Below are 26,025 nucleotides of genomic sequence, written 5' to 3'. Positions count from 1 at the left end.
CAAAGCAGCAAGAGGGAGGATCGCCATGAAGGGAAAGGTCGCGGCAATGGCCGCCATGATCGGCCTGGCCGCCGCGCTCGCCCAGGTGCCGGCGAACGCGGAAGAGAATTTGGGTTCGCCCGAATTGATCGCCGCCGCAAAGGCAGAAGGTAGGCTTGTCTATTACACCGCGAATTTCGCTGAGGTCGAACAGCAGGTGATCGAGGAGTTCAACAAGCGCTTTCCGCAGATCAAGGTCGAGATGGTCCGCGCGCCCGGTGGCCAACTCATCACCCGCGTGAAAACGGAGGCCGCCGCGGGCAAGCTGATCGCCGACGTGGTCGATCATTCCGACCGCGCGCTGATGGCTGAACTCACGGATCTGTTCCAGGACTACGCGCCGCCGAACGCCGCCGATTACAACCCGGCCGCACAGATCTCACCCAAACTTTGGCCGCGCGCCACGCTGGTGTGGTCGATTGCGTACAACACCGAGCTGGTCAAGGATCCGCCGAAAAGCTGGATGGATCTGACAAACCCGCAATATGACAAGATGATCGGTCAGGTGTTTGCCGAATCCGGCGGCACGACCTGGACCCGCATCATGTTCGAGCGCCAGGTGCTCGGCGAAGATTATTGGGCCAAGCAGGCCGCGACACATCCCGTCCTTTACCCTTCGGGCGCGCCGACATCCGATGCTCTGGTGCGCGGCGAGGTCGCGATCGCGCCGTTGCTCTATAACGCGATCTATCCGAAGCAGAAGGAAGGCGCGCCGATCCAGATTTTCTTTCCGCCCGAGGGCGCGCCGGTCAATCCTTACGCAACTGGCATCCCGAAGACCGCCGCGCATCCCAACGCGGCAAGGCTGTTTTTGAACTGGTGCCTCTCGAAGGAAGGCCAGACCTTCATGATCAAGGAGCTCGGCAATCTCACCTCGCTGAAAGTGGCCCCGGTCTACCCCGAGGGCTTTGATCCCAAGGTGGTCAAGGTCTGGTATCCCAACTTCGATCAGTATGTGAAGCTGCATGCCGCCTGGGTCGCCGACTGGGATAAGGTCTACGGCTATCGGCAGTGATCCGGGCGTGGAGTTTTGAAGGATGACCGCAACGCTTGAGGTCTCCGACCTGTGCAAGCAGTTTGCGATCGGCCGGCCGGCAATCGACGGTGTCAGCTTTGCCGTGCCGCGCGGCGAGATCCTGGTGCTGCTCGGACCGTCCGGCTGCGGCAAGACGACAACTTTGCGATGTGTCGCCGGACTTGAACATCCGACCGGCGGCGAGATCTCGATCGGCGGCAGATTGGTGTCCTCACCCGCGCGTGGCGTGCTGGTGCCGCCGCGCGCACGCGACCTCGGCATGGTGTTCCAGTCCTATGCGGTCTGGCCACATATGACGGTGCGGCAGAACGTGATCTACCCGTTGAAACATCGCAAGATGGCGCGCACCGAGGCAAACAAGAAGGTCGACGAGGCGTTGGAGCTTGTGGGCCTCTCGGAATATGCCGAGCGGCCGGTGGTGGCGCTGTCTGGCGGGCAGATGCAGCGCGTGGCGCTGGCGCGCAGCATCGTCTATCGGCCGCAGCTTTTGCTATTGGATGAACCCTTATCGAATCTCGATGCCAAATTGCGGTTGCGCCTGCGCGACGATCTTCGCCTGATCCTGAAGCAGACCGGGATGACGGCGCTTTACGTCACCCACGACCAGGCTGAAGCCGTCGTGCTCGGCGATCGCATCGGAGTGATGCGCGACGGCAAGCTGTTGCAGATCGGCACGCCGGACGAGATCTATAACCGGCCGGCTGATCTGTTCGTCGCCAACTTCACCGGCGCTACCAATGAGCTCGCGGGCACGCTGGTTTCGCGCAACGCAAAATTCGGCGTGATCGACTTTGGCGATGGACGCCGCGCCGAAGCGGCGCTGCTGCAGCAGCTCGAGGTGGGCGAGAAGGTGCGGATCGCGTTGCGGCCGGAAAATATCGCCATCGGCCGGCAGGAGGGCGCCAATTCCTTTACCGCAAAGGTGACGGATCGGCGCTATCAGGGGACGCAAACCGTCTATGACATCGATTTGTTCGGACACCGTCTCGAGGTACTTGAGCTCGGCACCGCGGCGCGGCATATGGTCGGCGTGGAAGCGCCGGTGACACTGCCGCCGCAGGCCTGCTGGGCCTATCGCGACACCGGGCCGGCGTCGTACGATTAGCGAGAACCAAGCTGCGATATCCGCCCTCCTGAGCTGCTTGCGTCAGCGGGCCTCGAAGGATGAACGGCCCGCACTGCTGCATCAGGGCGTCGCCCTTCGAGACGCGCGCGATGCGCGCTCCTCAGGGGTGACGGACTAATATAGAAATTCAAGGAAGCATCATGCGCATTGTCGTTCTGCCCGGGGACGGGATCGGGCCGGAGATTACAGCCGCAACTTCGGCCGTGCTGCGGGCTGCTTCCGAACGCTTTCAACTCGGCGTTTCCGTCGAGGAACACGCGGTGGGGCACGCGAGCCTCGAGCAGTTCGGCACCACGGTCCGTCCTGAATTGCTGGACACCGTGCGCACGGCAGATGGCCTGATCCTCGGGCCCACCGCCACATTCGACTTCAAGGACGAAGCGCGCGGCGAGATCAATCCCTCCAGATATTTTCGCAAAAGTCTCGACCTGTTCGCCAATGTCCGGCCGGCGCGCACCTATCCCGGCCGCTCGACGCGGTTCGGAGCGTTCGACCTCGTCGTCGTGCGCGAGAACACCGAGGGGTTCTACGCCGACCGCAATATGGAGCAGGGCAATGCCGAGCTCCTGGTCACGCCTGATGTCGCAATCTCGCTGCGGCGGATCACGCGACTGTGCTGCGAGCGCATTGCGCACGCCGCCTGCAAACTGGCGATGAAGCGGCGCAGGCATCTGACCATCGTGCACAAGGCCAATGTGCTCAAGATTGGCGATGGCCTGTTTTTGGATGTCTGTCGTGAGGTGGCGCGGAGCTATTCCGGATTGGCCGTCGACGACGTGCTGGTGGATGCCATGATGGCGCACGTGGTGCGGCAGCCGGAACGCTTTGACGTCATCGTCGCGACCAACATGTTCGGCGACATCCTCTCCGATCTCACCGCCGAGCTTTCGGGGAGCCTTGGCCTTGGCGGCTCGCTCAATGTCGGCGCGCACTATGCGATGGCGCAGGCGGCGCATGGATCGGCGCCCGATATCGCCGGGAAGGACATCGCCAATCCGATCTCGCTCATCCTATCGATGGCGCTGCTGCTCTCCTGGCATGGCGAACGCGCAGGCGCTCCGCGATTCGAGGAGGCCGCCCGCGCGATCGAAAGCGCTGTTGCCGCCGCGATGCGGGACGGGCAGGTGACGCGCGACGTCGGGGGCAGCCGCGGCACGGCCGCGACCGGCCGGGCGATCGCCGACAATTTGAACGCATAGAGAAAAACGCGTCGTATCCGGTTTTCGAGGGGAGAATCCATGAACCAGCCCGTCGCCAGCGAACGATCCAGCGAGACTCCCAAGCAGGCATCGAGTGCGGTCATCGCGCAGCACCAGGCAATGCTCAAGGCGCTGCCGTTCGAGGACGCCGCCGATTTCGACGATGCATCTCGCGGTTTCCTCGGCACGATCGAGAACGCCAGGATCACCTCGCCCCAGGGCAGGGTGGTCTGGAGCCTCGAACCCTATGGCTTTCTGTCGGATGCCGAGGCGCCGGCTACGGTGAATCCCAGCCTGTGGCGGCAGGCGCGGCTCAACATGCAGCATGGCCTGTTCGAGGTCGTACCCGGCGTTTACCAGGTGCGCGGACTGGATATCGCCAATATGACCCTGATTGAGGGCGACAGCGGCGTCATCGTAGTGGACACGCTGACCTCGATCGAAGGGGCGCGCGCGGCAATGGAGCTGTACTTCAAACATCGCGGCCCGCGGCCTGTCGTTGCAGTGATTTTTACCCACACCCATACCGACCATTGGGGCGGTGCGCGCGGCGTGCTGGATGAAGATGTGCTCGCGAGCGGGAGGGTTCCGATCATCGCGCCGAACCTGTTCATGGAGCACGCGGTTTCCGAGAACATCATCGCAGGTCCCGCGATGATCCGCCGCGCGCAATATCAGTTCGGGCCGTTCCTGGCCAAAGGGCCGCGCGGGCAGGTCGATTGCGGCTTGGGCAAATCCATGGCGGCGGGAGCAGTCGCGCTGCTGCGGCCGACCGATCTGGTCATGGCGACCGGCGACACGCGCGTGATCGACGGCGTCGAGTTCGAATTCCAGATGGCACCGAACAGCGAGGCGCCGGCGGAGATGCATTTTTACGTGCCTCGCTACAAGCTGCTGAACCTCGCGGAAAACTGCACGCACAACCTCCACAATCTCTTGCCCTTCCGCGGCGCCGACGTGCGCGATGCGCTTGCCTGGTCGAAATATCTCAACGAGGCGCTGCGGCTATGGGGCGGCAAGGCGCAAGTGATGTGCGGCCAGCATCACTGGCCGGTATGGGGGCGCGAGCGCATCGACACCATGATCCGGCAGCAGCGCGATATCTATAAGCTCGCCCATGATCAGACCATCCGCCTGATGAACCACGGACTGACGGCCGGCGAGATTGCCGAGACCATTCGTCTGCCCAAGAGCCTGGAGGGCGCGTGGCACAGCCGCGGCTATTACGGTCACATCCGGCACAATGTGAAGGCGATCTATCAGAAATATCTCGGCTGGTACGACGCCAATCCCGTCAATCTCGATCCGCTGCCGCCGGTCGAGGCCGGCAAGAAATATGTCGAGTATATGGGGGGCGCCGAGGCGCTGCTGTCTCGGGCGAAAACCGATTTCGCCAAGGGCGAATTCCGTTTCGTCGCGCAGGCCGTAAGCCATCTGGTCTTTGCCGATCCCGACAATCAGGCGGCGCGCGCCTTGCTTGCGGACACTTTCGAGCAGCTCGGCTATGCCGCGGAAAGCGCGACCTGGCGCAACGCCTATCTGTTCGGCGCGCAGGAGCTGCGGCAGGGCATGCCGAAAGCGCCGCCGCGCCCGCCGATCCCGCGCGAAACACTGGCGGCATTGCGCACGGAGCAGTTATGGGATGCGCTCGGCGTGCGGCTGAACGGCCCGAAGGCGGAAGGCAAGCATATCGTGCTGAACTGGAGGTTCACCGACACAGCCGAGCACTTTGTGCTGACGCTGGAGAATTGCGCGCTGACTTACAGCGAAGGGGCGCAGTCGCCGTCGGCCGATGCCAGCTTCCTGCTGGCACGCAGCACGCTGGACGAGGTGATCGCCAAGCAGACCAGTTTCCCGGAAGCGATCGCGGTCGGAAAGATAGAGGTCGGCGGCAATCCGATGCGGCTTGCCGAATTGATGGGGCTGATGGACGAGTTTCCGCGCATGTTCGAGATCGTCGAGCCGAAGCGGATGGTGGTGACATAGCGCGGTCGCGCAACTTGGCGTCATGGCCGGGCTTGTCCCGGCCGCGCGCGGCGCGATCATCTGGAAATGATCAAGGCGCTGCGCGGCGGCCGCCGCGACGAGCTGATCGCGCTCACGCGGCGGCACCTGAAACCTTCGCCGGAGGCCTATATCAAGGCCTACGAACTGCGCTTCGACAGATCAGAGCCGGCGACGAGGCTTTAAGGATTTGCCAAGCTAGTCTATTCGGCGCTGCTCACGAGCTTGAACCGTGGCTCGCTCGCTTCCATCAGGCCGCGATAGGCCGCAAGATAGTCCAAGGCCATGCGGCGTGCGGTAAAGCGTGCCTCGAACTGCTGCCGGATCACGGCCCTCGATAGCTGCGGGACCTTACTGACGACCGCGACCGCGCTGGTCTCATCCTCGACGATGAAGCCGGTCAGGCCGTCCTCGACGATCTCCGGCACCGACCCGCGATTATACGCGATGACTGGCGTGCCGCAGGCCATGGCCTCGATCATGACAAGCCCGAACGGCTCGGGCCAATCGATCGGAACGAGCAGCGCGAGGGCGCCGCTGAGAAATTCCGACTTCTCGACATCGGTGATCTCACCGATATAGTCGACCAGCGGGTTGCCCGTGATCAATGGACAGATGACCTGATCATAATAATCCTGATCGGCCCGATCGACCTTTGCCGCGATCTTTAGCGGAATACCGCAGCGCGTTGCGATCTTGATGGCGCGGTCGACGCCTTTTTCCGGCGCGATCCGGCCAAGCACCGCCAGATAGTCCTGGCTGCATGGCCTCGGAGTCAGGAGATTTTCCGGCAGGCCGTGATGGATCGTGCGCACCCAATTGGCCTGCGGCACGGGCCGGCGCTGGGCATTCGAGATCGAGATCACCGGAGGCGACGAAAAAGTGTCGAACACCGGCTGATGTTCGGGCAGGTCGAGACGCCCGTGCAAGGTCGTCACAAAGGGTGTGGGCTGCCGCATGAACAGCGACCACGGATAGTAGTCCAGATGAAAGTGCAGGAAATCGAATTCCTCATCGTCACATTTCCGTCGTACCCGCTCCAGCATCACCATGTGCAATGCATAGGGATCGCGCACCGAGCCGTCGAGGCGCAGCGCCTTCGGCCAGGTCGCTTCCAGCTTCGCCGAGGTCCGGGAATCCCCGCTGGCAAATAATGTCACATCGTGCCCCAAAGCCACGAGCTCCTCGGTCAGCCAGTGCACGACCCGTTCCGTGCCGCCATAGAGCTTCGGGGGAACAGCCTCCGTCAACGGAGCAACCTGCGCGATGCGCATCTCACTTTCTCCTGTCTGCGATCATGGAAATACTAGCCCCCTGCTTCGAGTTGGCACTGGCATGCCGGAAGAGGGAACGTTCCCCCATCTGCGAAGTTCCCAGTGCCGAACGTTACTTCTTCGCCATCTCCACCCGGCGGACTTGATGATGCCATCAGTCCGGAGCAGGTTTTTGCGTATGCGTGCCCTCGGAATGCGGCGCACGCATGGTGGGGCGCGGGAACCGGATCGGCGCTCAACCGTTCAACAGAGCCGGGGCGCGCAGGCCGCTGAGGCTCTCATCACCAACCGACAGGGGTTTGCATCGAAATGGATCAGCTTTCAGGATACGCGCACCGTCCCTTTCCGTTCGTGTTGCGCTATCTGCGTCAGCGACCGGCTTCACATCTCGCCATTTTGATGGCGGTCATCGCTGCCGTTGCCTGTTCGGTAGGCACCCAATACGGCGTGAAATTTCTGGTTGACTGTCTTGCCGGAGGGCCCGCTCGCGCGGGCGGCGTATGGCTGGCATTCGCATTTCTCATGTCGTTGATCGCCGCCGATAACTTTTTGTGGCGGATCGCAAGCTGGATCGCGAGCTTCACCTTTGTCGGCGTGACCGGCGATTTGCGGCGCGACATGTTCCGCCATCTGACCGGTCATGCGCCAAGCTACTTCTCCGACCGGCTGCCCGGCATGCTGACAAGTCGCATCACGGCGACGTCGAACGCGGTGTTCACGGTCGAGAACATGTTCGTCTGGAATGTGCTGCCGCCTTGCATCGCCACGGTTGCGGCGATTGCCTTGATCGGAACGGTCAGCCTGACGATGTCGGCCGCGATGATCGTGATTGCCGGAACGATGGTCGTCGCGATGTTTCGCCTGGCAGCCGCCGGCAAGCCCCTGCACGACGACTTTGCCGATAAGGCGGCTGTCGTCGACGGCGAGATGGTCGACGTCATCAGCAACATGCCGTTGGTTCGGGCATTCTGCGGCTTGGCCCATGAACACCAGCGGTTTGATGCCACCGTCGACCGCGAATTGGTGGCGCGCGGCCGCAGCCTCCGTTATCTGGAAAAGCTGCGGCTGATCCATGCCGCGGTCACGCTTCTGCTGACGATCGCGTTGCTCGCATGGGTGATCATGCTGTGGCAAAATGGAAACGCGACCACCGGTGACGTCGTTCTGGTCTGTACGTTGGGCATCTCCATCCTGAGCGCTACGCGCGATCTGGCTGTGGCGCTCGTCGACGTTACGCAACATGTCGCGCGACTGACGGAAGCGATAGCGACGCTGCTGATGCCGCATGAAATGCGCGATCATCCGGAGGCGGAGCCGCTGGTCAGGAGCGGTGCCGCGATCGCCTTCAACAACATCAACTTCCAATATCCCGGCGGGCACAAGGTGTTCGAGCGCTTCAGCCTGCGGCTGCAGCCGGGGCAGCGCGTCGGCCTGGTCGGCCAGTCCGGCGGCGGCAAGTCCACGCTGTTCGTACTGTTGCAGCGTTTCTACGACGTCCAGGAAGGCAGCATCACCATTGACGGCCAGGATATTTCGCGGGTCACCCAGCAGAGCCTGCGCGAGGCGATCTCGGTCGTCCCGCAGGACATCTCGCTATTCCACCGCTCGATCCTGGAGAATATCCGCTACGGGCGGCCGAACGCCACTGACGACGAGGTGCTGCGCGCGGCGATCGCGGCGCGTTGCGACTTCGTCGAGACCTTGCCCGCCGGGCTCGATACGATGGTGGGCGACCGCGGCGTCAAGCTCTCTGGCGGGCAGCGGCAGCGCATCGCCATTGCGCGCGCGTTTCTCAAGGACGCGCCGATCCTGCTGCTCGACGAGGCCACTGCGGCCCTTGACAGTGAATCCGAGGAAGCTATCCGCGAAGCGCTCGGCCGCTTGATGCGCGGGCGCACCGTGATTGCGATTGCCCACCGCCTTGCCACCTTGCGCAATTTCGATCGCGTCGTGGTGCTGAAAGCCGGCAAGATCATCGAAGATGGTTCGCCGGATCGCCTGATGCAGGGGCAGGGCCCTTATCGCGAGCTGGTCACACAAGAAATGATGCGACTGGCAAGATTCGCGGCATAATAGCCCATTGGCGTACAGGTCCGGTTGCGTATCGTGGGGCGGGCGTGAGCGGATTCGCACGAGGTCAACATGGCAGCCGAAATCGTCACCCAGGTCGTTGCAACCTCCCGCACGTCCGAAACCTTCGTTGCGGAACAGGCCTTTTACATCCCGATGACGGGCCCCGCGGCGCGGCCGCGGCGCTCGCTCAAGCATGACGATACTTTCATCGTGCTCGACAGCCATGGTGACATCGGTGCTTCCGCCGGCGGACCAGACGGCTTGTTCAATCACGACACCCGGTATTTGGCGCGATTGGAGCTTGTGCTCGATGACGTGCAGCCGCTGCTGCTGGGCTCCAATCTGCGCGACGACAACTCGGCCCTCACCGTCGATCTGACCAATCCCGACGTTTATCGGCAGGGCCGCATCGTCCTGCCAAAGGACGTGCTGCACATCGTGCGCACGATCTTCCTCTGGCACGGCACCGCCTATCAACGCGTCGGCCTGCAGAACCATGGCGATTATCCGGCAAGCTTCGATCTGACGTTCTTGTTCGATAACGATTTCGCCGATCTGTTCGAGGTGCGTGGCGAGAAGCGTGCGCGGCGTGGCGTGGGCTCGGCGAAATTGCTGAGTCCCTCCGATGTGATTTTCGAATACAGGGGCCTCGACGGAGCCGGCCGCTGCACTGCGCTGCATTTTGATCCGCGGCCCACGCGGCTTGCGGTCAACTCTGCGACGTATCATTTCGAGCTCGGCCCGCAGCAAACGAGTTCGCTGTTCGTCGCGGCATCCTGCAACAAGCCCATGAGCTTCCGGCCGGCGCGGTTCTTCCCGGCGCTGCTGGCGCATCGCCGGGAGATGCGCTGCTCGACCGCGAGCGCCGCGAGCATCGAAACCTCCAACGACATTTTCAATGAGGTGTTGTGTCAGGCGATGGCCGACCTCAACATGCTCATGACCGAGACGCCGCAGGGACGATATCCCTATGCCGGGATACCCTGGTATTCCACGACCTTCGGTCGCGACGGCATCATCACCGCGTTGCAGATGTTGTGGATCGACCCGCGGGTCGCGCGCGGCGTGCTGCGACGGCTCGCTCATTATCAGGCGCACGCGACCGATCCCCTCGCCGACGCGGAACCCGGAAAGGTCTTGCATGAAATGCGGGGTGGCGAGATGGCCGCGCTGCGCGAGGTGCCGTTTGCGCAATATTACGGCAGTGTCGATGCGACGCCGCTTTTCGTGCTTTTGGCAGGGCTCTATGTCGAGCGCACCGGCGACGAGGAAACATTGACCGAATTGTGGCCGGCGATCGAACTGGCGCTGCGCTGGATCGACGGCGCCGGTGATCCCGATGGCGACGGCTTTGTCGAATATTTGCGTGCCTCCGAGCAGGGCCTTGCCAACCAGGGTTGGAAGGATTCTTACGACGCGATCTTCCATGCCGATGGTAAGTTAGCCGAAGGTCATATCGCGCTCGCCGAGGTGCAGGGTTATGTGTTCGCCGCCAAACGGATGGCGGCCCGTTGCGCGCTGCGGCTCGGCCGGCGAGAAGTCGCGCAAAAACTGGAGCTCGAAGCGCTGCGGCTCGCCGAGCGATTTGAGGAGGCCTTCTGGTGCGAGGATCTCGGTACGTATGCGCTGGCGCTGGACGGGAACAAGCGTCCCTGCAAGGTGCGCAGTTCCAATGCGGGGCAGCTTCTGTTCAGCGGAATGGTGCGCGATGATCGGGCGCGCAGGGTCGCGGCCGACCTGATGCGGCCGTACTTCTTTACCGGCTGGGGCATCCGCACAATCGCGCTCGGCGAGTCGCGCTACAATCCGATGTCATATCACAACGGTTCGATCTGGCCGCATGACAATGCGCTGATCGCCTTGGGGCTGGCGCGCTACGGCTTGAAGCATTCGGTCGAGCAGGTCTTCAAGGGCCTGTTCGACGCGGCGACCTATATGGACCTGCGCAGGCTGCCTGAACTATTCTGTGGCTTCCGCCGCGAAAGGAGTCGCGGGCCGACGCTCTATCCGGTCGCTTGCGCGCCGCAGGCCTGGGCCAGCGCGACACCATTCACCTTGCTGGAAGCGGCGCTCGGTATCGAGTTTGACGTCGATCGTAACGAGATACGGCTGCGCAATCCGCGGCTCCCGACTTTCCTCAACGAGGTCATCTTGCGCGAACTGCGATTGGGCCCGTCGAGCGTCGACCTGCACATGCGCCGTCATGGCGAGGACGTGTCGATGGAGGTGCTGCGCCGGCGCGGGCAAATTCAGGTATCGATCGTTTTGGCGCATTGACGCGCGGCCTTCGATACGTAAGGAGGACGTATGCGTTGCAGAGCATCGGTGATCCTGCTTGCGGCCGCGCTCGCGTCGTTTAACGGCGCGCGGTCCTACGCGGCGGACGAACCGCAAGCCAAGCCGCCCGCCGCGACGGATGAGCACGCGCCGCCGCCTTCCGTCACCATCATTGGCCCAAAGGACGCGCATGGCGTGCTCGGCAAGGATGTTCGCAGTCCCACGAATGAGGACATGGGTCGTATCGTGGATGTCATCGTCGATCGTACCGGAACCGTGCGCGCCGCGGTGATCGATTTCGGCGGTTTCCTCGGCGTCGGCAGCCGGAAGATCGTGGTCGATTGGAACGCGCTGCATTTCGGGCGCCTCGGCAATAATGCCGACGCCATAACGCTCGAATTGACCAAAGCGCAGGTCGCCGCGGCACCCGAATACAAGGAGGACAAGCCGATCGTGGTTTTGGGGGCGGCCGGCAATTTGCAGCCGCTGGAAGATCACTGAGCGAGGCAGGGAATCGTGCGGTGATGCTGTTGTCGCATTCGCTCGATCGTACCGACAAGAACCGTCGCGAAGGGGCATTCGGTGGCCGCGATTCCGCGCCACGCGCACGGGGCACGGCCATGATGATGATGCCTATGCCTTCGCGCCAAAGCTTGCGCGGATTGGACTGGTTCATCTTCTTCCTGGCCGACGTCCAGACCGGGTTCGGCCCGTTCATTGCAGTCTATCTGACCACGCAGAAATGGACTCAAGCGCAGATTGGCCTGGTGCTGTCGATCGGCGGCGTGGTCGGCCTGATCGGGCAAATGCCGGGCGGCGCGATCGTGGACGCGGCTCGTTCCGAACGGCTGGTTGCTGCGCTCGCGGTCACGACTATCGCCTTCGCCGCGCTTTGCTATGCGGCGTGGCCCATTTTCCCTGTGGTGATCACGGCTGCGGTGTTGCATGCGGCCGCAAGCTGCGTGCTGGGGCCGGCGATCGCGGCCATCACCTTGGGCCTGGTCGGGCCGGTGGCCATGGGCGAACGGCTCGGCCGCAACGCCCGCTTTGCGTCGCTCGGTAACGGCGTCGCCGCGGCAGTGATGGGTACTGCCGGCTATCTGATCTCCAGCCGCTCGGTCTTCCTCGTGACCTTCGCGCTGGCGATTCCGGCTTTGTTGGCGCTCGCGCGCATCCGGGAAGAGGAGGTTGATGCTTCGCGTTGCCATGGCAGCGTTCCGCGCGAGGCGCCGGAGGCAAAGGCAACCAGCGTTTTCAGTCTGATGCGCCAGCGTCCGCTGCTGATCTTTGCGGGCAGCGTGCTGTTGCTCCAACTCGCCAATGCGGCAATGCTTCCGCTGATGGCGGGCGTGGTCACGACGCGGTCAAGTCAGTGGGCGCCGGTCTTGATCGCCGCCTGCATCATCGTGCCGCAGGCGATTGTGGCGCTGGTATCGCCTTCGGTCGGCGCCAAGGCGCAGGCTTGGGGACGCCGGCCGATCCTGCTCTTGGGCCTTGCAGCGCTGACCGTGCGCGGAGTGCTGTTCGCCGTCGTCCATGATCCATATCTGCTGGTCGCGGTGCAGATCTTCGACGGCGTCACCGCGGCGGTCTTCAGCGTGATGGTGCCGTTGATCGTGGCCGATGTTGCGTTCGGAACCGGCCATTTCAATCTGGCGCAGGGGATAGTGGGCACCGCAACCGGTATCGGGGCCTCGCTCTCGACCGTGCTTGCCGGCTATATCAGCGACAAGTTCGGAAGCTCCGTTGCCTTCATGAGCCTGGCTTGCATTGCCGCGCTCGGCCTCGCCCTGATCGCTCTGATCATGCCGGAGACACGGCGCAGCGCATATTGAGGGCGACCGAAAGCAAGCGAGGCCTATCAGGCATCCATGTTACGCAGGCGCTGGCGATTGCGCAGAACGATTTGGCGGGCGCCGGAGAAGCCGAGGATTCCCTCCGCATGAAGCTGCGACAGCGCGCGGGAGACCGTCTCAAGCGTGAGACCCAGATAATCGCCGATATCGCGGCGGCACATCGGTAGCGCCATCATGCCGGCGACGGCAAGGCGGCGATCCATTTCCAACAGGAAGGTGGCGACCCGTTCCATCGCGGTTTTGCGTCCGAGCAGCAGCATGTGGTCTTCGGCATGACGAAGCTCGCCGGCGGTCATCGCCCAGAGTTTGCGCGCGACCTGGACATCAACGCCTGCGGCGTGTTCGAGGCTCTTGCGCTTCACCAGGCGTACGGTGGTATCGATGATGGCCTCCGCCGCCAGCCGATGCGAGGGGCCCGACTCGAGGCCGAACACGTCGCCGGGGAGGTGGAAGGCGCCGATCTGGCGGCGTCCATCGGATAGCAGTTTGTAGGTGCGTACTGCACCGGAAACGAGCTGGTAGACGTATTCCGCCGGTTCGTCCTCGCCGTAGATTTCCTCGTCCTTCCGGTAGGTGAACTCGCTCGCCACCAGCCCCGCATGCCCGGTAACGGCCGCGAACGGATCTGTCGAGGCGGGACCAACGGGCGGCGCCTTATTGCCGATAACGACGGTGTTGAGGGGAGTGAGCGAGGCGTTCAGCATGGGCCATCTCCTGTGCGGCGGATGGCGACTTCTTACGAGTTAACCGCTCGGCTGAAAATTTCGTGCGGTATCTTAAGGGCCTTTACCTACGTAGATTCCCGGAGGTCAGGACGGATTCGACGACGGCTCGAAGAGCTGCCGTCACGTCCTCGGCCGGTGCTCGTCGATTGCGCCTCGGATCTGCTTGATCAGACTGTCTTCCAGCAGCGGCTTGCGCATGACGTGCTTCACGCCGGCGGCGGCGGCTCGTGCGGCGATGTTCTTGTCGGGGTAGCCGGTAATCAGAACGACGGGCGCATCCGCGCCGCGTTTTCGCAGTTCGGCTACCAGGTCGATGCCGTTGATGTCGGGCATCTTATAGTCGATCACGAAGCAGTCGACCTCGCCCCGCGCGGGCGCGCTCAGCAGCGCGCCGCCACTCCGGAACGTCCGAACGGAAAAGCCGTCCGTCTCCAGGAGAAAGCGCAGCGAGCCGAGCACGCCGACATCGTCGTCAACCACATAGATCGTTGGTTTGGCGGCAGTCGCGGTCACAGCCGGTGCGGTTTGTGAGCCGATCTGAATCATGGCCTTTATGTAACAGGGACGACAAGGGCGGCGTTGACGTAGCTCAATCGTTGAGCAGGCCGGCGCGCATGGCCAGCCGCACCAGTTCCGACAGGCTGTTTGCCTGCATCTTTGTCATCACGTTGGCTCGGTAGACCTCGATTGTGCGGGGACTGATGTCATATTCCCTGGCGATCAGCTTGTTGGAGAGCCCGGCGGCCAGCCCCTCCATGACCTGGCGTTCCCTTGGGCTCAAGGTGGCAATCCGCGCAACGATTTCCTGCGTGAGCGCCTCGTTCCTGGCCGCGGGCTCCGCCTGTCGAAGCGCCGTATCGATCATCGCGATCAGGCGATCGTCCTCAAACGGCTTCTCGAGAAAATCGACGGCGCCGAGCTTCATGGCTTCGACCGCGAGCGGCACGTCACCGTGACCTGTCATGATCAGAACCGGAAAAGAGTTGTGATCGGCTTTCACGCGCTTCAACAACTCGATTCCGTCGAGCCCAGGCATCCGCACGTCGGAAATGACGCAGCCGAATTCAAGCTGCGGCAGCGCTTCGAGGAAGTTTATCCCGGTTTCGAACAACGAAACGTCGTAGCCTGCGGAATTCAGCAGAAAATCGAGCGATTCCCGCATCGCCTCGTCGTCGTCGATGACGTAGACCTTTCCTTTTGCAGACATCTGTCAACTCTCAATTCGTCGCTGCCGGCAGAGTGAAACGGAAGGTCGCGCCGCCGGCTGCATTGTTTTCGGCCCACATCCGGCCGCCATGGGCCTCGATGATCGAACGGCTGATGGAGAGGCCAACCCCCATGCCCGTCTCCTTGGTCGTGAAAAAGGTTTGGAACAGGTTTGGCAACACGTCGTCCGGAAAACCCGTGCCGGTGTCGGAGACTTCGATTTCGATCATGTCGTCCGCCACCTTGCGATTGACCGCCACCAATTCTCGTCGCTCCGATTGCGCCATCGCCTCCAGCGCATTGCGAAACAAATTGACCACAACCTGCTGAATTTGCACGCGATCCGCCAGCACCAGGTCGGCGTCCGGGTTCAGATTGAAGCGAAGTTGCACGTTCTGCTCGCGCGCACCGGCGAGGCCCAGCGCGCCCGCTTCCTCGATCAGCTTGGACAGGCTTTCGACGCGCTTTTCCGACTCGCCGCGCGAGACAAAGTCGCGCAGGCGGCGGATGATCTGGCCCGCGCGCAACGCCTGCTCGGCGGCGCGCTCCATGGCATTCCCGATCTTGGCCGCATTGGCATCGGTGCTGCCTTCGAGCAGGCGGCGCGAGCCTTTCATGTAATTGCTGATAGCGGCGAGCGGCTGATTGAGTTCATGCGCAAGCGCAGATGCCATCTCGCCCATCGCGCTCAAGCGCGAAATGTGGACCAGTTCGGACTGGAGCTGTTGCAATCGTGCCTGGGTCTGCTGATGCTCGGTGAGGTCGCGCACAAAGCCGGTGAAATAGGGCTCTCCGGCCGACTGCATCTCGCCGACCGAAAGATGCATCGGGAACGTCGTTCCGTCCCTGCGTTTTCCGGTGACGATCCGGCCGATGCCGATAATGTGCGGCTCTCGGCTCGAACGGTAACGCGCGATGTAGCCGTCGTGGCGCGACCGATCCGGCTCGGGCATCAATATACTGACGTTCTGCCCGATCGCCTCACGCTCGGTATAGCCGAACAGCCGCTCCGCAGCGCTGCTGAAGAATTGCATGATGCCGCGGCCGTTGATCACGATCATGGCATCGGGGATGGTGTCGAGAATCGAGCGGAGGTGACTTTCCCGCGTACGCAGCGCTTCCTCGAGCAGCTTCATCTCGCCGATGTCGAGAAAGATCCCGCTGATGTGACTGGCAACGCCGGCATCGTCCGCGATCAGGCCGCCGCGGGCGCGAATCCATTGCATGCGTCCGGCGGCGAGGGGGATTTTGAAGGAGACATCGAGTTTGCCTTGCCCCTCCGCAACTCGCTTGATGGCCGCATCGATGCGGTCGCGGTCAGGCGGTTCGAGCAGAGAAAGGAACAGCTCGTAGGTCACCGGCTGGTCGCGCGGGACGCCGAACAGGCTGCGCGCGGTCTCGGACCATTCCAATTCGCGCGTAGTAACATCCAGATCCCAGGTGCCGACGCCGAATCCTTCGATCCGCAGGCGGTAACGCTCATCCCGGAGTGCTTCATCTTTGGAAGGGCGCATCAGGCTGGTCACGTCCAAATCTTCAATTCCAGGCTCACTCGCAGCCAGGCTCAATACGATCAATACAACAAGACGCCAGACCAGGCCCCTGGATAACAGATCCCTGCCATACAGAGCTCCGTCGTGGCCCACCTGCCTCCTATCGTGCTGCCGCGCCGCAATTTCGCCTATGGGCGATCCCGGTGCAAGCTCCGGGCGGCTCGCCGCCCCCGATATTTGGGCCGATCTCCCTGCCGGCCGGACCTCAGGGATGTTCCGGAGTTTAAACTTGGTTTGATCTAACTCATCCTGCCGCTCCTCGCCGCGCCTAGAAGGGCGGGCGGAATGACGCAACATCTGCTGACCCAGTCCATGCGCTGCGTGCTGTCGCGCTGACGCGCGCCCGAAAATAGTGGGACGGATCCCATGTACAAATTTCTCGAGGAGACCGCCGGGACCTACATGACGCGCGAGGTCAAGACGGTAACGCGTGACCTCACGATCGATGAGGTCAACGGCATGTTCGCGCGTGATGACTTCAACACCTATCCGGTTGAGGAGGACGGGCAGGCGGTCGGCATCATCACCAAGTTTGACCTGTTGAAATGCTTTGCCTTCACGCCGAACCAGATGGTGCCGCGCTACGCCGAGCTGATGACGAGGACCGTCGGCGACATAATGACCACGGAATTCATCTACGTGCGCCCCGACACCAAATTGACGCGGGTGCTGCAGCTCATGGTGCAGCACCGCATCCGTAGTATTCCGGTGATCGATTTCGACCAGCATCTCGCGGGCATCATTTCGCGCGAGGATGTGCTCAAGGCGCTTGCGGTCGCGGCGCTCGATCGCTAGCGGCCTCGCCGCCCGCGCAAAGAATCTTCTGGCATCATCATCGCACGTACTGGCTGCGCCCCGGAAGTGGTCAACCTTGATCGAGATCAATTCACATTGTGGCGGAATGTGGTTGGTGAGCGCGTCTCCCTCCAGCGAGAATTCGCATGAGCCAGCCATCAATTTCAAAGTCCATGACCATCGGTGAGAGCGGCTTGGCGCTCATCTTTGCCGCGACCGCCTTTCTCTGCATGGTCGGCGCGGCCAAAGCCGTCGATGCGCCCTTCGCCTTCCATGCCTCTCTCGCCGCTGCGGCCAGCGTCGCGGCGGTATTCGCCATCCTCAACCGCTACTTCGATCGTCCCGCCGAACTGCCGCCCCAGGAGATCAACGGCCGGCCCAACTACAATCTGGGCCCGATCAAGTTCGCCTCCGTGATGGCGATGTTCTGGGGTATCGCCGGGTTCACGGTCGGCTTGCTCATCGCATCTCAGTTGGCCTGGCCGGCGCTGAATTTCGACCTGCCGTGGACGAGTTTCGGTCGGATGCGGCCGCTGCACACATCCGCCGTGATCTTCGCCTTCGGCGGCAATGTGTTGATCGCCAGCTCCTTTTATGTGGTGCAGAAAACCTGCCGCACCCGGCTCGCTGGCGATCTCGCGCCCTGGTTCGTCGTGCTCGGCTACAACTTCTTCATCGTCATTGCCGGCACGGGCTACCTGCTCGGCGTCACCCAGAGCAAGGAATATGCGGAGCCGGAATGGTACTCCGACCTGTGGCTGACCATCGTCTGGGTAACCTATCTCCTCGTCTTCCTGGCGACGATCATGAAGCGCAAGGAGCCGCACATCTATGTCGCCAACTGGTTCTATCTCGCCTTCATCATCACCATCGCGGTGCTGCATCTCGGCAATAACCCCGCGTTGCCGGTGTCGGTGTTCGGCTCCAAGTCGTACATCGTCTGGGGCGGCGTGCAGGACGCGATGTTCCAGTGGTGGTACGGCCACAACGCGGTCGGCTTCTTCCTGACCGCCGGCTTCCTGGCCCTCATGTATTATTTCGTGCCGAAGCGCGCCGAGCGGCCGGTCTATTCCTACCGGCTCTCCATCGTGCATTTCTGGGCGTTGATCTTCCTTTATATCTGGGCCGGCCCGCATCACCTGCACTACACGGCGCTGCCCGACTGGGCGCAGACGCTCGGCATGACATTCTCAGTCATGCTCTGGATGCCTTCGTGGGGCGGCATGATCAACGGCCTAATGACGCTCTCGGGCGCCTGGGACAAGCTGCGGACCGATCCGGTGCTGCGCATGCTGGTCGTATCGGTCGCCTTCTATGGGATGTCGACCTTCGAGGGGCCGATGATGTCGGTGAAGGTGGTGAACTCGCTCAGTCACTACACCGACTGGACCATCGGTCACGTCCACTCCGGCGCGTTGGGCTGGGTCGGCTTCGTCTCCTTCGGCGCGCTGTACTGCCTCGTGCCCTGGCTGTGGAACCGCAAGGGTCTCTACAGTCTCAAGCTCGTCAACTGGCATTTCTGGACCGCCACCCTCGGCATCGTGCTCTACATCTCCGCGATGTGGGTGTCCGGAATCCTGCAGGGCCTGATGTGGCGGTCCTACACCTCGCTCGGCTTCCTCGAATACTCCTTCATCGAGACCGTCGAGGCGATGCATCCCTTCTACATCATCCGTGCCGCGGGAGGAGCGCTGTTCCTGATCGGCTCGCTGATCATGGCGTACAATCTCTGGATGACCGTACGCGTCGGTGAGGCCGAAGTGCAGGCGCCCATCGCTCTTCAGCCGGCGGAGTGAGGAGCTCTTCAATGTCATTCTGGACACGCCACCAAGTCTTCGAAAAGAACTCGATCATCCTGATCGTCGGCATCCTCGTCGTGATTGCGATCGGAGGTCTGGTCGAGATCACTCCGCTGTTCTACTTGAAGAGCACCATCGAGGCGGTCGACGGCGTCAGGCCGTACACGCCGCTCGAGCTCATGGGCCGCAACATCTATGTCCGCGAAGGCTGCTATCTCTGCCACTCGCAGATGATCCGCCCGCTGCGCGACGAGGTCGAGCGTTACGGCCACTTCTCGCTCGCAGCCGAAAGCATGTACGACCATCCCTTCCAGTGGGGATCGAAGCGGACCGGGCCTGATCTTGCCCGGGTCGGCGGCAAATATTCCGACGACTGGCATGTGCGGCATCTGACCGATCCGCGCTCCATCGTGCCGCAATCGGTGATGCCGGCCTATTCGTTCCTCGCCAAGACCGAACTCGATCCTGCGATGATCGCCGACAACATGCGTACGCTGCGCGACGTGGGCGTGCCCTACACCGACGAGCAGATCGTCAATGCGGTTGCGGACCTGAAGACCCAGGACGATCCGGACGGCGCGGACGCGGATGCCTTCGCCAAACGCTATCCGAAGGCGGCGGTGCGCAATTTCGATGGCAACGGCGGTGCGCCCACCGAAATGGATGCCCTGATCGCGTATCTGCAGATGCTCGGCACGCTGGTCGATTTCAAGCTCTACAACGAAAAAGCCAACCTGCGTTGAGAAGGCTTTGACCATGAAAGCGATTATCACCATCCAGAACATCGCATCCGATCTGGTGACGACTCTCTGGACGCCGCTCTTCGTTGCGATCTTTGTCGGGATCGTGACTTACGCTCTCTGGCCTCGCAACAAGGCCGCTTTCGACGAAGCGGCGCGCATGCCCCTGCGAGAGGATTGAAATCATGACCGATCATAGCGAAATCGACAGCGTCTCCGGCACCGCGACGACCGGGCATGAGTGGGACGGCATCAGGGAATTGAACACGCCGCTGCCGCGATGGTGGGTCTATACCTTCTATCTCACCATCGTCTGGGCGATCGGCTACTGGGTCCTCTATCCGGCCTGGCCGCTGATCACGAGCAATACGCGGGGCCTGCTGGGTTACTCCTCGCGGGCCAACGTTGCCGTCGAGCTTGCCAATCTCGACAAGATCCGCGGTGACAGGATGGCGGCGCTCGGGGCGGCATCGCTCGCCGACATCGAAAAGGATCCGGCCCTGCTCGCGCTGGCACGCGCCCGCGGCAGGACCGTATTCGGCGACAATTGCGCACCGTGTCACGGCTCGGGTGCCGCCGGCTCGAAAGGCTTCCCCAACCTCAACGACGACGACTGGCTGTGGGGCGGCACCCTCGACCAGATCGAGCAGACGATTCGCTACGGCGCGCGCTCGGGCAATGACAACGGCCACCAGGGCCAGATGCTCGCCTTCGGCAAGGACGGCACGCTGAAGCCGGACGAGATCGTCACGGTCGCGAACTATGTCCGCTCGCTGTCGGGCTTGCCCACGCGTGCCGGATATGATGCAGCCGCGGGCGCAAAGATCTTCGCGGAGAACTGCGTCGCCTGCCACGGCGAGAATGCCAAGGGCAATCCGGAGCTCGGTGCGCCCAATCTCACCGACAGGATCTGGCTCTATGGCTCCGACGAGGCGACCATCATCGAGACCATCACCAACGGCCGGGCCGGCGTCATGCCCGCCTGGGAGGGACGCCTCGATCCGGTGACGCTGAAGGCGATGGCAGTCTACGTCCATTCGCTGGGTGGAGGAAAATAGCCGGGGGAGGCGGGCGAAAGCTGGACGGAGTTTGAGCTGGATCAACTGCGGCCCTGGTGCCTGCACTAGGTTTAAACTGCAGAAGCGAGACGGCGACCAGCCATGAACAAGCCCGTGACCCCCGAAGAGCTGCAATACGACAATTACGGGCCGCTTTATGCGGCCCGTAAGAAGGTCTATCCGCAGAGCGTTTCCGGGACCTTCCGCCGCATCAAATGGGCGCTGATGGCGGTCTGCCTCGGCGTCTATTACCTCCTGCCTTTCGTGCGCTGGAATAGGGGTCTTGGCGCACCCGACCAGGCGGTGCTGATCGACTTCCCCAATCGGCGCTTCTATTTCTTCTTCATCGAGCTGTGGCCGCAGGAGGTCTATTACTTCACGGGCCTTCTGATTCTCGCCGCCGTCATCCTGTTCCTGATGAACTCGATCGGCGGCCGCATTTGGTGCGGCTATCTCTGTCCGCAAACGGTCTGGACCGATCTGTTCTACGCCGTCGAGCGCCTGGTCGAAGGCGACCGCCGCGAGCGCATGAAGAAGGATGCCGCGGCGCATAAATGGACGGCCAAGCGCATCTGTGAGGTCGTGCTGAAGCACTCGATCTGGCTCATGATCGCCTGGTGGACCGGCGGCGCCTGGGTCTTGTATTTCAGCGATGCGCCGACGCTGGTGAAGGACCTCCCCACGTTTCAGGCGCCGCTGCTCGCCTATGTCTGGATCGGCATCCTGACCACGACGACCTATCTGCTGGCCGGCTACATGCGCGAGCAGGTCTGCGTCTATATGTGTCCGTGGCCGCGTATCCAGGCGTCGCTGACCGACGAATGGGCGCTCAACGTCACCTACCGCTACGATCGTGGCGAGAAGCGCTGCTCGGTGAAGAAGGCGGCCGAATTGCGCGCGCTCGGGGAACATGCCGGCGACTGCGTCGATTGCAATCAATGCGTCGCCGTCTGCCCCACCGGCATCGATATCCGCAACGGCCCGCAGCTCGAATGCATCCAATGCGGCCTCTGCATCGATGCCTGCGACACCGTGATGAAGAAGATCGGCCGCCCCACCGGACTGATCGGCTACGACAACGACATCAACATCCACCTCCGCCAGGAAGGCAACGCGCCGATCTACCGGATCGTCCGGCCACGCACCATGGTCTACAGCGCCGTGATCGCGTTGGTTGGCGGCATCATGCTGTACGCGCTGGCAACGCGCTCGCTGCTCGACATCAACGTGCTGCACGACCGCAACCCGGTTGCGATCAAGCTCAGCGACGGCTCGATCCGCAATGCCTATACGGTTCGCCTGCTCAACAAGAGCGGCTTTGACCGTGTCATCGCGTTCGATATCGACGGCCCGGTCAATGCCGCCGTGCACGTGGTCGGTGCCGATTCAGTGACGCCTGATCGGCCGGAGATCGTGATCCCGCGCGATACGACGACCGAGCTGCGCTTGCTCGTCACCGCGCCGGAAGAGACCAACCCGGAGAAGTCGATCCCGGTCAACTTCCACGTCACCGATATCGGGCTTGGCGTGGTGGCCTCCGCCACCGACAACTTCGTGGCGCCTTAGCATTTTCGGAGTTTCGTTCATGTCGACACGCGTCCCGTCCAGGCAGCTCACTGGAGTTCACGTGCTTCTCATGCTGGTGGCGTTCTTCGGCATCGTGATCGCCGTCAACGTCACCATGATGAAGCTTGCGATCGCGACCCTGCCGGGGACCGAGGTCGACAGCGCCTACAGCGCGAGCCTCGGCTATGAGAAGGAGATCGCCGCCGCCCGCGACCAGGACGGACGGAAGTGGGAGGTCGGCGCTCATATCGAGCGCCTCGCAGATGGTGCGGCCGTGTTGCAGGTGGAGGCGCGCGACAATGCGGGCCGGCCGGTCACGGGACTGAAGTTCGAGGGCCGTTTCGAACGGCCGACCGACAAGCGCGCGGATCTCGCCGTGACGCTCGAGGAGGTCGGCATCGGCATTTATCGCGGCCAGATCGAAGCGATCGCACCGGGACAATGGGACCTCGTGCTCGAAGGTGACGCGAAGGGACGGCGCATGTTCCTGTCGAAGAACCGCGTGGTCCTCAACTGAAGAGGGGGCGCATCATGCAGGCGACGCGCGACTTCTCGCATTACGTCAGGCACGCAGGTCCGGGCCTTGCGCATATCGACCTTGCGGTCGAAGGCGTGAACTGCGCCGGTTGCATGGCCAAGATCGAGCGCGGGCTTTCCGCGCTGTCCGACGTCACGCTGGCACGCGTCAACCTGACTGACCGCCGCGTCGCGGTGGAATGGAAGGAAGGCACGCTCGATCCCGCTCGCCTCATCGATCGTCTCGCCGAGCTTGGCTACAGGGCCTATCCTTTCGAGAAGGCCAGCGCCGAGAACGCCGAAGCCGAGCAGACGCGTTTCCTTCTGCGCTGCCTCGGCGTCGCGGCGTTCGCCACCATGAACGTGATGATGCTGTCGATCCCGGTCTGGTCCGGCAATGTCAGCGACATGCTGCCCGAGCAGCGCGATTTCTTCCATTGGCTGTCGGCGCTGATCGCCTTGCCGGCCGCGGCCTATGCCGGCCAGCCATTCCTCCGCTCCGCGCTTCGTGCGCTGAAGGCCGGCGGGGTCAATATGGATGTGCCGATCTCGATCGGCGTGATCCTGGCGCTCGGCATGAGCATGATCGAGACCATCAACCACGCCGAACACGCCTATTTCGATGCGGCGATCATGCTGCTCACCTTTCTTCTGGTCGGCCGCTACCTCGATCAGAGCATGCGGCGCAAAACCCGCGCCGTTGCCGCCAATCTCGCCGCGCTGAAGGCGGAAACCGCGACCAGATTCGTCGGCGCGGGCGAAGTTCGCGACGTGCCGGTCGCGGCGATTTCGTCTGGCGACATTGTCCTGCTCAGGCCCGGCGAGCGCAGCGCGGTCGACGGCACCGTCATCGAGGGACAATCCCAGGTCGACCAGAGCCTGATCACCGGCGAGACGCTTTACGCCGCGGTCGCCGCGGGCAGCCCGATCTACGCCGGCTCGCTCAACATCGACGGAACGCTGCGGGTGCGGGTGTCCGCGGCGTCCGAAGGCACGCTGCTTGCGGAGATCACAAGACTGCTCGACAATGCGCTACAGACGCGCTCGCGTTACATGCGGCTCGCCGATCGCGCGTCGCGACTCTATGCGCCGGTCGTGCACGCCACCGCGCTGGTGACGGTTCTCGGCTGGGCCTTGCTTGGCGCGAGCTGGCATGACGCCATCGTCACCGGTGTCGCGGTGCTCATCATCACCTGCCCCTGCGCACTGGGACTGGCAATCCCGACCGTGCAGACGGTCGCATCCGGCGCGCTGTTCAAGGCGGGCGTGCTGCTCAATGCGGGCGATGCCATCGAGCGGCTTGCCGAAGTCGATCATGTGATTTTCGACAAGACCGGCACGCTCACGCTACCGGAGCTCGAGGTGACGAATGCAGCCGAGACCCCGCCTGACGTCTTCGCGCTCGCCGGTCAGCTTGCCTTGTCGAGCCATCATCCGGTCGCTGCCGCGGTGGCGCAGGCGGCTGGAGCAAAAGCGCCCCTGGTCGGCGCGGTCGAGGAGCCGGGGCAGGGCGTATGTGGAAAAATCGACGGCGTCGAGATCAGGCTCGGTAAGCCATCCTTCTGCGGTGCGGAGCAATTGGTGGAAAACAGCGCGGTCACCGATCCGGAAGCCTCGATCGTGGCGTTCAGCCACGGCGAGGAAAAATATCTGTTTTCGGTCCGCCAAGGCCTGCGTCCCGACGCCAAGGCCGTGATCACGGCGTTGCAGGAGCGCGGCATTACGGTCGAAATCCTGTCTGGCGACCGTGAGGCGGCGGTGCGGGCCGCGGCCGATGCGCTCGGCGTCAATGCCTGGCGCGCGGGCGTGACGCCGGCCGACAAGATCGCACGGGTCGAAGCGCTGGAGCGGCGCGGTTTCAAAGTCATGATGGTGGGCGACGGCATCAACGACGCGCCCTCGCTCGCCTCCGCCCACGTCTCGATGTCGCCGATCAGCGCCGCGCATTTGAGCCAGTCGACCGCCGATCTCGTCTTTCTCGGCAAGCCGCTTGCGCCTGTCGTTTCGGCGATCGACCATGCGCGCAAGGCGCTGCATCTGATGCGGGAGAACCTCTATCTCGCCATCGGCTACAATGTGCTCGCGGTGCCGGTCGCCATTCTCGGATTCGTGACGCCCTTGATCGCGGCCGCCGCGATGTCCGGCTCGTCGATTCTGGTGATGCTGAATGCGCTGCGTGCGCGCAGCGCAGACGATCGAGTGCGGTCGGCACGCGCTATCCGCAGTTTTGCGCAAGCGCGCGCCTTGAGCTACGGGGATTCCTGATGGAGGTGATGGTCATTCTCGTGCCGCTTGCGCTTTGTCTCGGGCTTGCGGGCCTGCTCGCCTTCCTGTGGTCGCTGAAGAGCGGCCAATATGAAGATCTCGACGGCGCCGCCTGGCGCGCCATCGCCGACGACGATCCGCCGGAGCCAACGCCGTCCGAAAAAGCGGCAGGGCGGGCGTGAAGGGCAGCGTTTCCATCCGCCGCCCTGGCGGAAAGCGAGGGCTTCGAGACGGCGGTGCTTAAGCCGGGAGTTCGCGCCTTACTGGATACCGCTTGCGCGGGCATGACCACCGCGGACGTGAACTGATCTCCTCGCCGCGCATCGGGCCCGAACTTTGCACCTTTCCGCGCGCGACGCGATGATGCTGAAGCAGCGGCAGAATTGAGCTCAGCGCCCCTGGGGCGAATCGCCTTTCGGCACCTTGCGATGTGCGACCTGCAACCGCGGCCATCTCTCTTCCCAAAATCATCCGAAGCGCTTTCACGGATTCGTGAGCGGCAGGCGCGTAATGACGGCTGTGAAGGCGACGAAGGAGACATTGCACCTTCGCCGAAGACGGCGATGCCAACGTCTGGAGAGAAACCATGTCTGTGAAAAATACCGTCAGTTCGCTCGTTCTCGCCGGTGCCGTCAGCACGGCGCTCGCGACCATGGCCGCGGCTGCTCCGCTGACCAAGGCCGAAGCGGACGCAGCCGTCGCCGCCCACAAGGAGAAGTGCTTCGGCGTCGCGCTGAAAGGTCAGAACGATTGCGCGGCGGGTCCGGGCACCACGTGTCAAGGCACCTCGACGGTCGACTTCCAGGGCAACGCGTGGAAGTTCGTTCAGGGCGGCACCTGCGCCAGCATCGAGCTGCCGAACGGCAAGCACGGCTCTCTCAAGCCGATCTGATCGCGCAGACTGAGTTAGAAGCGACG

General features: G+C 62.9%; 24 protein-coding genes. 19 read left to right on the top strand and 5 right to left on the bottom strand.

Annotated features, from left to right (window positions below; all coding sequences use genetic code 11):
- Positions 1 to 25: 25 nt before the first annotated feature.
- The 5 genes from F758_RS0130830 to F758_RS49925 all read left to right on the top strand — a co-directional run bounded on the left by F758_RS0130830 (position 26) and on the right by F758_RS49925 (position 5,590).
- On the top strand, positions 26 to 1,054 hold the full coding sequence (locus tag F758_RS0130830; RefSeq protein WP_024511520.1) for an ABC transporter substrate-binding protein: 1,029 nt from the start codon (positions 26 to 28) through the stop codon (positions 1,052 to 1,054).
- A gap of 22 nt (positions 1,055 to 1,076) precedes the next feature.
- On the top strand, positions 1,077 to 2,180 hold the full coding sequence (locus F758_RS0130825) for an ABC transporter ATP-binding protein (protein WP_024511519.1): 1,104 nt from the start codon (positions 1,077 to 1,079) through the stop codon (positions 2,178 to 2,180).
- Positions 2,181 to 2,341: 161 nt separating this feature from the next.
- Positions 2,342 to 3,400: an isocitrate/isopropylmalate dehydrogenase family protein gene (locus tag F758_RS0130820; RefSeq protein WP_024511518.1), complete on the top strand. Its 1,059-nt coding sequence runs from the start codon at positions 2,342 to 2,344 to the stop codon at positions 3,398 to 3,400.
- 39 nt (positions 3,401 to 3,439) lie between these two features.
- Complete coding sequence (locus F758_RS0130815; RefSeq protein ID WP_024511517.1) at positions 3,440 to 5,386, top strand: alkyl/aryl-sulfatase; 1,947 nt, start codon at positions 3,440 to 3,442, stop codon at positions 5,384 to 5,386.
- A 66-nt stretch (positions 5,387 to 5,452) separates the two neighbouring features.
- Positions 5,453 to 5,590, top strand: coding sequence for a hypothetical protein (locus tag F758_RS49925; protein ID WP_157450213.1), 138 nt, complete (start codon positions 5,453 to 5,455; stop codon positions 5,588 to 5,590).
- 17 nt (positions 5,591 to 5,607) lie between these two features.
- Here the strand turns inward: F758_RS49925 and F758_RS0130805 are convergent, their stop codons facing one another.
- On the bottom strand, positions 5,608 to 6,678 hold the full coding sequence (locus F758_RS0130805; protein WP_024511516.1) for a glycosyltransferase family 4 protein: 1,071 nt from the start codon (positions 6,676 to 6,678) through the stop codon (positions 5,608 to 5,610).
- 309 nt (positions 6,679 to 6,987) lie between these two features.
- Between F758_RS0130805 and F758_RS0130800 the strand changes: the two genes are divergently transcribed.
- From F758_RS0130800 to F758_RS0130785, 4 genes are all read left to right on the top strand, one after another.
- The gene (locus F758_RS0130800; RefSeq protein WP_024511515.1) at positions 6,988 to 8,751 is read left to right on the top strand and encodes an ABC transporter ATP-binding protein; all 1,764 of its coding nucleotides are present in this window, start codon (positions 6,988 to 6,990) and stop codon (positions 8,749 to 8,751) included.
- 69 nt (positions 8,752 to 8,820) lie between these two features.
- Positions 8,821 to 11,028, top strand: a complete 2,208-nt coding sequence (locus tag F758_RS0130795; protein ID WP_024511514.1) for an amylo-alpha-1,6-glucosidase — start codon at positions 8,821 to 8,823, stop codon at positions 11,026 to 11,028.
- Between the two features lie 30 nt (positions 11,029 to 11,058).
- Complete coding sequence (locus F758_RS0130790; protein ID WP_024511513.1) at positions 11,059 to 11,529, top strand: PRC-barrel domain-containing protein; 471 nt, start codon at positions 11,059 to 11,061, stop codon at positions 11,527 to 11,529.
- Between the two features lie 119 nt (positions 11,530 to 11,648).
- The gene (locus tag F758_RS0130785; protein ID WP_245286629.1) at positions 11,649 to 12,863 is read left to right on the top strand and encodes an MFS transporter; all 1,215 of its coding nucleotides are present in this window, start codon (positions 11,649 to 11,651) and stop codon (positions 12,861 to 12,863) included.
- A gap of 26 nt (positions 12,864 to 12,889) precedes the next feature.
- On the opposite strand, the gene F758_RS0130780 is transcribed toward F758_RS0130785, so the two are convergent.
- From F758_RS0130780 to fixL, 4 genes are all read right to left on the bottom strand, one after another.
- Entirely contained in the window at positions 12,890 to 13,588 is a 699-nt protein-coding gene (locus F758_RS0130780; protein WP_024511511.1) for a helix-turn-helix domain-containing protein, read from the bottom strand.
- Between the two features lie 141 nt (positions 13,589 to 13,729).
- The gene (locus F758_RS0130775; protein ID WP_024511510.1) at positions 13,730 to 14,155 is read right to left on the bottom strand and encodes a response regulator transcription factor; all 426 of its coding nucleotides are present in this window, start codon (positions 14,153 to 14,155) and stop codon (positions 13,730 to 13,732) included.
- 43 nt (positions 14,156 to 14,198) lie between these two features.
- Positions 14,199 to 14,816: a response regulator FixJ gene (gene fixJ, locus F758_RS0130770; RefSeq protein WP_024511509.1), complete on the bottom strand. Its 618-nt coding sequence runs from the start codon at positions 14,814 to 14,816 to the stop codon at positions 14,199 to 14,201.
- A 10-nt stretch (positions 14,817 to 14,826) separates the two neighbouring features.
- On the bottom strand, positions 14,827 to 16,665 hold the full coding sequence (gene fixL, locus F758_RS0130765; RefSeq protein ID WP_502689192.1) for a sensor protein FixL: 1,839 nt from the start codon (positions 16,663 to 16,665) through the stop codon (positions 14,827 to 14,829).
- 69 nt (positions 16,666 to 16,734) lie between these two features.
- Between fixL and F758_RS0130760 the strand changes: the two genes are divergently transcribed.
- The 10 genes from F758_RS0130760 (at position 16,735) to F758_RS0130715 (ending at position 25,999) form a co-directional block, all read left to right on the top strand.
- Entirely contained in the window at positions 16,735 to 17,163 is a 429-nt protein-coding gene (locus tag F758_RS0130760; protein WP_024511507.1) for a CBS domain-containing protein, read from the top strand.
- A 146-nt stretch (positions 17,164 to 17,309) separates the two neighbouring features.
- Positions 17,310 to 18,959: a cytochrome-c oxidase, cbb3-type subunit I gene (gene ccoN, locus F758_RS0130755; protein WP_024511506.1), complete on the top strand. Its 1,650-nt coding sequence runs from the start codon at positions 17,310 to 17,312 to the stop codon at positions 18,957 to 18,959.
- Between the two features lie 11 nt (positions 18,960 to 18,970).
- Positions 18,971 to 19,705, top strand: a complete 735-nt coding sequence (gene ccoO, locus F758_RS0130750) for a cytochrome-c oxidase, cbb3-type subunit II (protein WP_024511505.1) — start codon at positions 18,971 to 18,973, stop codon at positions 19,703 to 19,705.
- Between the two features lie 13 nt (positions 19,706 to 19,718).
- On the top strand, positions 19,719 to 19,883 hold the full coding sequence (locus tag F758_RS0130745) for a CcoQ/FixQ family Cbb3-type cytochrome c oxidase assembly chaperone (protein WP_024511504.1): 165 nt from the start codon (positions 19,719 to 19,721) through the stop codon (positions 19,881 to 19,883).
- Between the two features lie 4 nt (positions 19,884 to 19,887).
- A complete protein-coding gene (ccoP, locus tag F758_RS0130740; protein WP_024511503.1) occupies positions 19,888 to 20,760 on the top strand; it encodes a cytochrome-c oxidase, cbb3-type subunit III in 873 nt (290 codons plus the stop codon).
- 102 nt (positions 20,761 to 20,862) lie between these two features.
- Positions 20,863 to 22,326 carry a cytochrome c oxidase accessory protein CcoG gene (gene ccoG / locus F758_RS0130735; protein ID WP_024511502.1) on the top strand — a complete coding sequence of 488 codons (1,464 nt, stop codon included), beginning with the start codon at positions 20,863 to 20,865 and terminating at the stop codon, positions 22,324 to 22,326.
- 19 nt (positions 22,327 to 22,345) lie between these two features.
- Positions 22,346 to 22,843, top strand: coding sequence for a FixH family protein (locus F758_RS0130730; RefSeq protein WP_084305749.1), 498 nt, complete (start codon positions 22,346 to 22,348; stop codon positions 22,841 to 22,843).
- A 14-nt stretch (positions 22,844 to 22,857) separates the two neighbouring features.
- Positions 22,858 to 25,107, top strand: a complete 2,250-nt coding sequence (locus tag F758_RS0130725) for a heavy metal translocating P-type ATPase (protein ID WP_024511500.1) — start codon at positions 22,858 to 22,860, stop codon at positions 25,105 to 25,107.
- Entirely contained in the window at positions 25,107 to 25,289 is a 183-nt protein-coding gene (gene ccoS / locus F758_RS0130720) for a cbb3-type cytochrome oxidase assembly protein CcoS (protein WP_024511499.1), read from the top strand. The genes F758_RS0130725 and ccoS overlap by 1 nt, the downstream gene beginning before the upstream one ends.
- Before the next feature lie 404 nt (positions 25,290 to 25,693).
- The gene (locus F758_RS0130715; protein ID WP_024511498.1) at positions 25,694 to 25,999 is read left to right on the top strand and encodes a BufA1 family periplasmic bufferin-type metallophore; all 306 of its coding nucleotides are present in this window, start codon (positions 25,694 to 25,696) and stop codon (positions 25,997 to 25,999) included.
- The last annotated feature ends 26 nt before the right edge of the window (positions 26,000 to 26,025 follow it).

Origin of the sequence: Bradyrhizobium sp. ARR65 (assembly GCF_000472385.1) — a bacterium.
Classification (GTDB): domain Bacteria; phylum Pseudomonadota; class Alphaproteobacteria; order Rhizobiales; family Xanthobacteraceae; genus Bradyrhizobium.
The sequence above is the reverse complement of the archived record's forward strand: the minus strand, read 5'-3'. Positions and strand labels throughout refer to the sequence as shown.